This window comes from Microcoleus sp. B4-C2, from assembly GCF_036705265.1.
GTDB lineage: Bacteria > Cyanobacteriota > Cyanobacteriia > Cyanobacteriales > Microcoleaceae > Microcoleus.
Map to the genome: position 1 here is coordinate 1 of NZ_JAUBUB010000146.1, position 10,211 is coordinate 10,211.

12 protein-coding genes are annotated in these 10,211 nt (G+C 45.7%); 6 read left to right on the top strand and 6 right to left on the bottom strand.

The annotated features are described in order from the left end of the window. The first annotated feature begins 142 nt into the window (after positions 1–142). Together QUB20_RS26970 and QUB20_RS26975 are read left to right on the top strand one after the other, a co-directional pair. A complete protein-coding gene (locus QUB20_RS26970; protein WP_333251062.1) occupies positions 143–481 on the top strand; it encodes a hypothetical protein in 339 nt (112 codons plus the stop codon). After that, on the top strand, positions 465–911 hold the full coding sequence (locus QUB20_RS26975) for a DUF5958 family protein (RefSeq protein WP_333251060.1): 447 nt from the start codon (positions 465–467) through the stop codon (positions 909–911). Before QUB20_RS26970 ends, QUB20_RS26975 begins: the two co-directional genes overlap by 17 nt. A 171-nt stretch (positions 912–1,082) precedes the next feature. Here QUB20_RS26975 and QUB20_RS28800 read toward each other — a convergent pair whose 3' ends face one another. Both QUB20_RS28800 and lepA read right to left on the bottom strand, forming a co-directional pair. Beyond that, entirely contained in the window at positions 1,083–1,274 is a 192-nt protein-coding gene (locus QUB20_RS28800; RefSeq protein ID WP_445299434.1) for a hypothetical protein, read from the bottom strand. Positions 1,275–1,367: 93 nt separating this feature from the next. Beyond that, the gene (gene lepA, locus QUB20_RS26980; protein ID WP_333051855.1) at positions 1,368–3,182 is read right to left on the bottom strand and encodes a translation elongation factor 4; all 1,815 of its coding nucleotides are present in this window, start codon (positions 3,180–3,182) and stop codon (positions 1,368–1,370) included. Positions 3,183–3,510: 328 nt separating this feature from the next. Here lepA and QUB20_RS26985 point away from each other — a divergent pair, with 328 nt between their 5' ends. Next, on the top strand, positions 3,511–3,738 hold the full coding sequence (locus QUB20_RS26985) for a hypothetical protein (protein ID WP_333051858.1): 228 nt from the start codon (positions 3,511–3,513) through the stop codon (positions 3,736–3,738). A gap of 545 nt (positions 3,739–4,283) precedes the next feature. Continuing rightward, entirely contained in the window at positions 4,284–6,206 is a 1,923-nt protein-coding gene (locus tag QUB20_RS26990; protein WP_333251058.1) for a GAF domain-containing sensor histidine kinase, read from the top strand. Between the two features lie 180 nt (positions 6,207–6,386). Here the strand turns inward: QUB20_RS26990 and QUB20_RS26995 are convergent, their stop codons facing one another. From QUB20_RS26995 to QUB20_RS27010, 4 genes are all read right to left on the bottom strand, one after another. Beyond that, positions 6,387–6,971: a transposase gene (locus QUB20_RS26995; RefSeq protein ID WP_333232694.1), complete on the bottom strand. Its 585-nt coding sequence runs from the start codon at positions 6,969–6,971 to the stop codon at positions 6,387–6,389. A gap of 26 nt (positions 6,972–6,997) precedes the next feature. Further along, on the bottom strand, positions 6,998–7,186 hold the full coding sequence (locus QUB20_RS27000) for a hypothetical protein (RefSeq protein WP_333251056.1): 189 nt from the start codon (positions 7,184–7,186) through the stop codon (positions 6,998–7,000). Between the two features lie 479 nt (positions 7,187–7,665). Beyond that, positions 7,666–7,839 (bottom strand): hypothetical protein, encoded by a 174-nt coding sequence (locus QUB20_RS27005; RefSeq protein ID WP_333291789.1) that lies wholly within the window; start codon positions 7,837–7,839, stop codon positions 7,666–7,668. 247 nt (positions 7,840–8,086) lie between these two features. Continuing rightward, positions 8,087–8,302 (bottom strand): hypothetical protein, encoded by a 216-nt coding sequence (locus tag QUB20_RS27010; RefSeq protein ID WP_333291790.1) that lies wholly within the window; start codon positions 8,300–8,302, stop codon positions 8,087–8,089. Between the two features lie 265 nt (positions 8,303–8,567). On the opposite strand from QUB20_RS27010, the gene QUB20_RS27015 reads away from it, so the two are divergent. Both QUB20_RS27015 and QUB20_RS27020 read left to right on the top strand, forming a co-directional pair. Next, positions 8,568–9,584: a succinate dehydrogenase/fumarate reductase iron-sulfur subunit gene (locus QUB20_RS27015; RefSeq protein WP_333251052.1), complete on the top strand. Its 1,017-nt coding sequence runs from the start codon at positions 8,568–8,570 to the stop codon at positions 9,582–9,584. Between the two features lie 94 nt (positions 9,585–9,678). Beyond that, the gene (locus tag QUB20_RS27020) at positions 9,679–9,867 is read left to right on the top strand and encodes a chlorophyll a/b-binding protein (protein WP_333051883.1); all 189 of its coding nucleotides are present in this window, start codon (positions 9,679–9,681) and stop codon (positions 9,865–9,867) included. Positions 9,868–10,211: the final 344 nt, after the last annotated feature.

Here is a 10,211-nt window from a genome sequence, read left to right on the forward strand (position 1 = left end):
GATAGCACTCAGTTTTTTCGCTTCTGTGCTTTATTGCGTAAGCATCCCTATTTAAAAACTGTCCGGAGTATTGTTATCGTGCTTAATTTTTAAATCGAGAAGTGCTAAACAAGTCGCCTACTGCAATGCTAATATTCATTAAATGAGAGGTGTAAAAACATGGCAAGAAGCAGGCATATCTCCAGAAGATGCCAGGAGAATTCAGAATGCAGCCGATCGGACAAAACAAACCATCATAGTTGTTGGCAGTCGAGCAAACGGGACAAGTACGCCAACTTCTGACTGGGACTATATAATGTTAGGTAAGTCTCGCCAGCGGCATTCCGCTAGCAGTTCCGTCCCTCGCGGTACAAGTGGCGGCGAAATTAATAGTTCAGGTCGAGAAACGGGAATCGATATTTTTACTGGCCCCCTCATCTCAGGAGAACCTCACGTTATATTTGAGCCAGACTTAGGAGAGGCAAATGAATCTAGCCGATGAAATTACAATCAATCAAATTCAACAAGAATTAATTAGCCAAGAAGATGCAAAAAACTGGTTTTTAAGCTTCCCAACCGAATACCAGCAGGAAATATTGCAGCGGCTATCCTACATGACCCTCCAAGCAGGGGCGCGAGAAGAAGATGTTTCCCTAGCAATTGCCAAATCAAAACTTCGCCCAACTTACACCCCTTGTGTGTTGCTGAGTAGAGGGCAATTAAAAGAACAAATGGCAAAGCTTTTGAAACTCCCGCCCTCAGAATCTATCAAAACCTTTTTCCTGTTAATGAGTTTATTGGCAATTGCCGATGCGCGCAGGTACTGCAAATATTGTCAAGATGGCTGTAGCCACTGGTGGCATCGTGATTTGAGCGATCGCAAAGTTGTAGATGAAATTCAGCGCGAGTTTCAACAAAGCATTCTTGTTTGAGTTATAATCTGCTGTGATGCGATCGGGCGATCGCCACTCACGCTGCAGCCATATTCTGGACCCCCACAGGGACGGGCAAGATGCCCATCCCACAAGAAAACTAAAACAGACTCTTTGTGGAACAGGCATCTTGCCTGTTCTAGATGACTGCAAACAACTACAAAAAACAGACTATTTGTGGAACAGGCATCTTGCCTGTTCCTGACAAAAGGCCACAATCAAACAGACTCTTTGTGGAACAGGCATCTTGCCTGTTCTAGATGACTGCAAACAACTACAGAAAACAGACTCTTTGTGGAACAGGCATCTTGCCTGTTCCTGACAAAATTCCACAATCAAACAGACTCTTTGTGGAACAGGCATCTTGCCTGTTCTAGAGCACTGCAAACAACGACAAAAAAACAGACTCTTTGTGGAACAGGCATCTTGCCTGTTCCTAACAAAAAGCCACACAGATTACGAATCTCGATCGAGCTTCAGCACAGCCATAAAAGCCTCCTGCGGCACATCCACAGTACCCACAGACTTCATCCGCTTCTTACCCTTCGCCTGCTTTTGCAGCAACTTCTTCTTCCGCGAAATATCACCGCCGTAACACTTCGCCAAGACATCCTTCCGCAAAGCCGGAATGTGTTCCGAAGCAATCACCTTCGCGCCAATTGTCGCTTGAATCGGCACCTTAAATTGATGGCGGGGAATCAACTCCTTGAGTTTTTCAGTCAATCCGCGGCCCACATTATAAGCCTTATCGCGGTGTACGATCATCGCCAAAGCGTCAACCGGATCGCCATTAATTAAAATGTCCATTTTCACTAACGGATTTTCGCGATAACCGATGAGGTGATACTCCATGCTCGCATAACCGCGCGATCGCGATTTCATCTGATCGAAAAAGTCCGTCACCACCTCCGCCAAAGGCAACTCGTAAACCAGCGTAGTTCGGCCTTGACTCAGATACTTCATATCCATAAAAATGCCCCGCCGACTTTGAGATAGTTCCATCAGCGCGCCCACATAAGTTTCCGGCGACAGCATTTCTACCCGCACATAAGGTTCCTCAATTTTCTCGCGATACTGAGGATCGGGCAAGTGGCTGGGATTGTCAATTGTTAACACTTCTCCTTTAATTGTTGTGATTTGATAAACCACAGAAGGAGCCGTAACAATCAAATCCAAATTGTATTCTCTCTCCAGTCTTTCTTGCACAATTTCCATGTGCAGCAAACCCAAGAAACCGCAGCGAAAACCAAATCCCATCGCACTCGAAGTTTCCGGTTCGTAAGAAAGCGCCGCATCGTTGAGTTCGAGTTTTTCTAAAGCTTCCCGCAAATCGGGAAATTGGTCAGCATCGATCGGGAACAAGCCGCAAAAAACCATCGGTTTTGCTTCTGTATAACCCGGCCAAGGCTCCGGTGCAGGCTTTTTGACCAAAGTAATTGTATCGCCGACGCGAGCATCAGCTACGGCTTTAATTGCCGCGCCCAGATAACCGACTTCCCCCGCGTGCAGTTCGTCTACTTGAACTTGAGTCGGTGAAAGGATGCCCAATTCATCGATGACATATTCCTTACCCGAAACCATCAACAAAACTCGATCGCCCTTTTTGACACTTCCGTCCATCACCCGGAAATACACAATTACCCCGCGATAAGGGTCGTAATAACTGTCAAAAATTAGCGCCCTGAGCGGTTTGTCAACAGTATCCTGCGGTGGCGGCACCAATTCGACGATCGACTCCAAAATCTCATCTATACCAATTCCTTCCTTAGCCGAAGCCTCAATCGCCCCGCTACAGTCCAGACCGATAATTTCTTCAATTTCCCCTTTTACCCGTTCCGGTTCTGCCCCCGGCAGGTCAATTTTATTTAAAACTGGAATAATTTCCAGATTGTGTCCCAAGGCAAGGTAGACATTTGCGAGGGTTTGTGCTTCCACGCCTTGAGATGCGTCTACCACCAGCAGCGCCCCTTCGCAAGCAGCGAGCGATCGCGACACCTCGTAAGAAAAGTCCACGTGTCCGGGAGTGTCGATCAGATTCAGCACGTACTCCTGACCGTCCTTGGCAGTATAATTCATCCGAGCCGCTTGCAGCTTGATCGTAATGCCGCGTTCGCGTTCGAGATCCATATTGTCTAAAAACTGCTCCTTCATCTCCCGTGCCTGCACAGTCCCAGTCGCCTGCAACAGGCGATCGGCCAAGGTCGATTTTCCGTGGTCGATGTGAGCAATAATCGAAAAATTACGAATGCGAGATACAGGGACGTTAGTCATGTTTTTTATCGAAGAGCTAATCGGCAAAGGATACTTTTTGTTGTATGATTACACAAGCAAGAGTAGAGTGCTTACTTCAACCTCTTACTGGGGATTGAGATGAAACCACAACTGAGGCAAACCTCAAGAGTATCAGTTATTAGCCTTTCAAGTGTCCGATCGAGGCCGGACACCCAAAAGGAAAAAACTTTTCTCTCTCTCATTGTACAGAAAGCGGTTAAGCGGTTGAGGAAAGGTTGGGTGCAAATCAGGGACTGCCAATATCTAGTCCAGTCGGTTGTCATCAAAAGAATTGAAACTTAAGAATTAAAACTAGGATTTTTTAACTATGAGCGAATCAAGAATACCATCCCACAGTTCGTCAGAAAAAGTCGAACTGTCCATCCATATCGATCCTGAACTGCTAGACCAAATTAAGCACTTGACGAATGACCCCAGCAAAGTCATTGAAACAGCAATCAAGCAGTGGCTCAGAGGCGAGCGCCGCGAAGACGAGCTGGCTCTGAGTTTACGCCGCAACCCCCCAGTCCCGCCCCGCGGTGAGTGGAACGACTGAGGTACTCTCGCCCCAGACGGCGCGCGCAAATCTGCAGGCTGTAAAGTTTCTGGCAATGAAATTTCGATCGCGCGGGCGAGATCCTGCAGATTTCGCGGCGAAAGCTACAAGTGGTGGGCGAGTGAACTCGGCTAAATCACAACCTCGGAACTATTCGAGGTGGTGGTTCGCAGCCTCATATTTTGGCGTAATTTTCACATTTGATAGTTAATCGGTGCAGATTCCTAATTTCTCAATCTTAATTTTTATCTTTAAATTACCCAAAACGGCTGAGAACGAATAGTTTTTAGTTTTGAGTTGAGTTCAGAATTAAATAATAAATGTTTTCTGAGTTCATTAATCACTCAATACTCAATAATAGAAGCCTAAAATTTGTGCTAATTGTGAGTTTTGAGCGATAAATGTTTTAATTAAAAAGCCAACAACTTTTTAATTGATTAATAACTCAAAAATTAACAGTAGAAGCATCAAACAATGGGGAGTATTGAGATATTTATTCAAAACTCAAGACTCCAAAATCCGAACTACTTTCATCCCCTACTCTGATGGACTCTAACACAGATTTTCGGCGATCGAGCCTCGCCTCTACAGTTTTTTTTCAAGAGTTAGGGGCAGAATTAGTATTTACCCAAGACGCAAGGGGTAGATATCTATCTTTTTACTGGCAAAAAGCCGAACAGTACAACCTTACAGCAGAACAAATTGTCGTTAGCGAAGCCCTCGAAGAGGATCGCCCCCTCAGCGAAACCCTGCAACCCATCCCCCCTGCGCCTTATCTCGATATCCTGCGGCGGGCGCTCGAAACCCTCGTACCGCAAAGGTTCAGCTATCCATTTTGCCACGCCGGACAATATTTTCTCTTCGATTTGACACTCACTCCGGCGATCGACTCAAACGGCAAAGCTACAAAAGTCTTAGTTATGGGAAGGCTGCTGTCTGACAAACCCACAGACAGACGGCCAGACTCCCCAGAATTCATGCTCTATCGAGCTTTGCCATCCCCCTTGGACGCCCGCCAACAAATGTCGCTTCCAGCGAGCCGTATCCCCGGTCGATCGCTCCCTCCCTACTCGGAAATCGATCGTAAAATCATCTCGCAAATCGCTCAAAATCTCCACAAAACCCTCGATTTAGCAACCATTTGGCAGCAAACTGTTAACAGCTTGGGTCAAGTTTTAAACGCGAGTCGCTGCATCATCTGTTCCTACAAAAAAGACAGCGAAAATCTCGAAACATCCCCCTTCCTTACCTCAGAAAATAAGCAAAAATCGACCGCCTCAGCAGCCGAATTACAACAGTCAATAGCTAGCTACCCCTCGCCCCCGCTTTCCCCAACTCAAATCGAAAATCTCCAATCGAAAACTTTTAAAGTAGTAGCTGAATACCGCCAAGAAGCTTACTCTTCTATGCTAGGAGTAGAACTGCGCGCAGCCGAACAGCCAGGGTGGATTCAAACTTTAGCCACCTTAAAACCAGTAGCAGTCGATTACGCCTCCCCCGCCACCGATCCCTTCCACCGCCATTCCGTACTCGTAGCAGCTACCTCCTATGAAGACCAACCCAATGCACTGATATGTTTGCACCGCTGCGGCAATTCTCCGAAATGGAGTCCTGTCGAACTCGAATTCGCCCGCGAGTTAGTCGCTCAAGTCGGCAGTGCGATCGCCCACGCTACACTTTACCAAGAATTAGAACACGCTCGCGCCGAAGCCGTAGCTCTTTCCCAACTTAAAAGTCAATTTCTTGCTAATACTTCTCACGAACTCCGCACCCCCCTCAACGGCATCCTCGGCTTCCTAAAACTGCTTATGGACGGCATGGCAGATGACCCAGAAGAAGCGCACCAATTTATCGAAGAAGCTTACCGATCGGCAGTACATTTGTTCAATGTGATTAACGATATTTTGGATGTCGCTAAAATCGAAGCTGGCAAAATGGAGTTAGACCTCGCTCCCGTCAAACTCGGTGAACTGTTGCAACAAGTTGAGGATTTTACACGGGTTCAAGTCGAGCAAAAGCGATTGCAATTTCAAATCCAAAAACCCCCTGTGGAGGACGAGATTATTGTGTATGGCAACTACCAACGCCTGCTTCAAGTAATCTTGAACCTCACGGGCAATGCGATTAAATTTACCGGGGAAGGGGGAATTCGCATCAGTGCCGAGGTTATTAAGAAAAAGGTGACTGTTCACAACCAGCAGTTCCCCGGAATGGTGAAAATTCGAGTCGCTGATACTGGCATTGGCGTTTCTCTCGACAAGCAAGATAAATTATTTGAGTCGTTTTTTCAGGTGGATGGCGATCGTACCAGGCAATACGGCGGCACCGGTTTGGGGTTGGCTATTTCTCAAAAACTGGTAGAAGCAATGGGGGGTACAGTAAATTTTTACAGTATGGGAGAAGGGCTGGGAGCGACTGTTACTTTTACTGTCCCGCTTTATCAAGAACCACTATGTGAACTAACCTGACGGTCAACTGGGTACAGTTAGACCGCAGGCTTCTTTTTCCTTTTTTGCTCATGCTTTTTTGAGTGACGGAGTTCCCCCGCCACTTTCGTAACTCAGACCAATCTTTCTAATAAGTTTAGCTGAGTTTTCATCTCGATCCAAAGATTCTCCACACAGACAAGAATGCCACCGCTCCGATAATTATTTCGGAACTTTATTTAGGCAGTTCCAGCAATTTTGAGAAGTTCCCTTCGGATCAACAAACAAAACGCTTTTACCCAATTTCCATGCGACATATTTTAGGACGCTAGCGAATTGCCCATGAGCAGCATCAAGCAGGGATTTATTCAAGCCACTCTTAGCTGATTGACCGTTGGGCAAATAAACCAAATTACCATCCTCAATATCGGTCTTGGGCTTAGCGCGTCTAGTCAGATTTTTGACACTCAAGTCTTCAACAGCTAAAACTTCACATTTCCCGAACAGCTCATGTGCCGTTTTAAACTGAAAATCCAATCTAGCTCTGGCTACGAACTGATGAAGTCTAGAAATCCTGTCCTTGATAACTTTCCAAGGCTTAGAACCCTTAACTCGGTTAGCTAGCTTCGCTTGAAGTCTTGCCAGCTTCGGGGCCGACTTCCTCAAAAATCTAGGATTCTCAACTCTTTCGCCATTAGAAAGAGCGACGTAATTAGGATCGCGAATTAAATAACTTACAATTTTAATTGTTATTGTGGGATGGGCGTCCCGCCCGTCTTTTTTGGACGGGCGGGACGCCCATCCCACTTTCAAGAGTGGAAGTTATTTAATTCTCATTCCTTAGTTATTCCTAAATCTATACCAACAGTGTTTTCATCAGTCGGTTGAATTTCTGCAACCGTTACAGGAACCGTCTTATCTTCTAGCGTCAGGGAAATATACCACCCATCCGCTTCTGAGATAACTGTACCCGTCTTAACTTTGAAACCCGTTGGTATGGGGCGGTGAAAGACCATAGGCACGCTTACCTATTTTTGCGAGGCTAATACAAATCCTATTTTGCTCGTCCTTGACAATATTTAAATTGTCCAACTGAGGATAAGTGAAAGATTTGTAGTAGTGAAACCCTTTGAACTTGGGTTGGCCTCTACGATTGCCATTTTTATCCGGCGTGGTGAAATTTGAAAAGGAAGTTTCCACCCTGTTGAGGACATCTTGTAAAACCTGTGAATCCAACAATTTATAATCAGGAAATAGTTTTTTAGTGTTTTTCAGGTCGGCAAGCTGTATGGTTTGCCACTGCACATAACCGCCTTCAATGTTCGAGAAAATGTCACCCTTTTTAGTCAAAGGATTACCTAATTCATCCTTTTTTTTACCATCCCTAGTCTGCACTCTCGTCAAAGGAATGTTTTGATAAATCTCCTCAATAGGGACTATCGAAACAATCAAGGGACAGGCGTTGACGGGCGTTCTCGTGGATTCCCACCATCTGAATCTTTCACGCCCGTCGGTAGTTGTACTGCCGACGACAGAGTTCTAGATGAGCCACAATTGTTGCTAATTGGGTTTTGTGGGTTTGAGGCGGTATTTGTATGTTAGTTGCATGGGAAACTTCTTTTTTTCCACCTACTTTAATGTACCATTTTTTCGATTTAATAGTTAGAAAGTACATCAAAGTTAAAGGTACTCGCAATGTCTAATTGTCGGTTTCCGTACCTACACCCGACGAGCCTTTCATCACGCGGGCGTAATTCATTCGGGGTACGGGGCGTAGCGCTCAGATGCGTCCCCTCTGAATATACGCCCGGGACTTCCCGGCTGGTAGTTAAAAAACTAAGTTTGTAGGCCCAACCGGGCGTAATTCCTGGTAAAATTTCTTGTAATGCTACCAAAAAAGTGAGATGCATACCCAGCTACGTTCAGCGCAAAGGTGCGCTGACCTTAAATTCTGGCCATTCATTTGAGGCCAGCAGCCCCGATGAAACTGGTTGTGGCGTCTTAGGTGCTGTAACCCCAAGCAAAACGAACGAAACTGCCATCAACCCGCCGTACAAGGCAGCCGATCGCTTGCGAGTTCCCAGTCCCACCCATTGAGGATTTAGCAGACCCAGACAAAAAGCAGGTGTGGAAAACATAAAAGTTAATACAAACAAGCTGGACATCACGCACCTCCGACTAGCGAGTTGTAGCGATTAATTACTTTCATCTCCAATTAATAGCTCACAAATCCGCTTAAAAAATTGGCAATTTAGGATTTATAACTTGAGAATTATTGATGTTTATCAAACAATAAAATAAAAATAAAAATCTCTGACTTTAGAGAGTTGTTAAAAAAATAAGAGCTTTCTAGAGAGTGCAAAAATTCAGCTTAAAATAAACACTAAATTCCTTAATCAAAATATGAAAGTCCGCTTTAATGTAGTGCGCCAAAATCAAAACGAGGCTCCCCGGGTTCACACTTACACCCTAGATGTGGAAGAGAGCAATACCATCCTTGACTGCCTCAACAGTATTAAGTGGGAACACGACGGCACTTTAGCTTTTCGCAAAAATTGCCGCAATACAATTTGCGGCAGTTGTTCTATGCGAATTAACGGTCGATCGGCATTAGCGTGCAAAGAAAATGTGGCCAGCGAACTCGCAAGACTGCAAAAAATAGCTGATTCCAGCTCAGCAGAAATGCCTACCGATTTCATCCCAGAAATCACCGTCGCCCCAATGGGAAATATGCCGATTATTAAAGATTTGGTTGTTGACATGACCAGTTTTTGGGACAACCTCGAAGCAGTTGAACCATATATCAGCACCGCCTCGCGAGCAATTCCAGAACGCGAATTTCTGCAAACTCCAGAAGAGCGATCGAAACTCGACCAAACAGGCAACTGCATCCTCTGCGGTGCGTGCTATTCTGAGTGCAACGCCCGCGAAGTCAACCCGGAATTTGTCGGCCCCCACGCCCTCGCCAAAGCTTACCGCACGATCGCCGACTCCCGCGACAGCGAAACCGAAAATCGACTGGAAAAATACAACGAAGGCACCGCAGGCGTCTGGGGATGCACGCGCTGTTACTACTGCAACTCGGTTTGTCCGATGGAAGTTGCGCCGATGGATCAAATTGGTAAGATTAAACAAGAGATTCTCGATCGCAAAGACGACCAAGCCAGTCGATCGATCCGCCACCGCAAAGTTTTAATCAATCTCGTCAAAGAAGGGGGCTGGATAGACGAGCGCAAATTTGGCATCGAAGTAGTAGGGAACTACTTCCGCGACGTTAAAGGTTTGCTGAGTCTGGGCCCGTTGGGTTTGAGAATGATCGCTCGCGGCAAGTTCCCGCTGTTTTTTGAGCCTTCAGAAGGTACCGAAACCGTGCGAAATCTGATCGAATCGGTTCAAAGTTTAGAAAAGTCAGCAGATTAGCGATCGGCTGTCCTTTTCCTGGTAAATTACAAGTTGTGCGATCGCAAAGCTTCCCCAAAATCATCACTCACAACTCCAAACTTAAAACTTTTAAATGACTGCTAAAACTCCTCCATCCCCAAAACCGACAACCCCAAATACCCCAAAACCAGAACCAGCCTTTGGGTGGAATGCCTACGCCGAACAAATCAACGGACGATTTGCGATGGTGGGGTTCGTGGGACTTTTGCTGCTAGAATTCTTCACCCGCCAGGATTTTTTCACCTGGCTGGGTCTGCGTTAAATTAATCACAATCAATTTAAAATGGAAGCTGAAAAATTATCTATATTTCAGCTTCCTTTTGATTTTTAATAGTTATTTAAAATACAGACTATATCACAATACGGTTCAGTTAAAACTATTTATTCCGGGCGAGATCCCCCTAAATCCCCCTTAAGAAGGGGGACGCAAGAGTAATTTCTTGTCCCCCCTTTTTTAAGGGGGGCTAGGGGGGATCGAGCTTAACTGAACCGTATTGGACTATATCATGTCCGGTCGAGCGACCGCGATTTTTGTAGATACTGTCTTGAACTGTCAAGGGGTAGCAAGTAAATAATTGGGGTCGAAAGGCTTTTGGGACTTTAAAA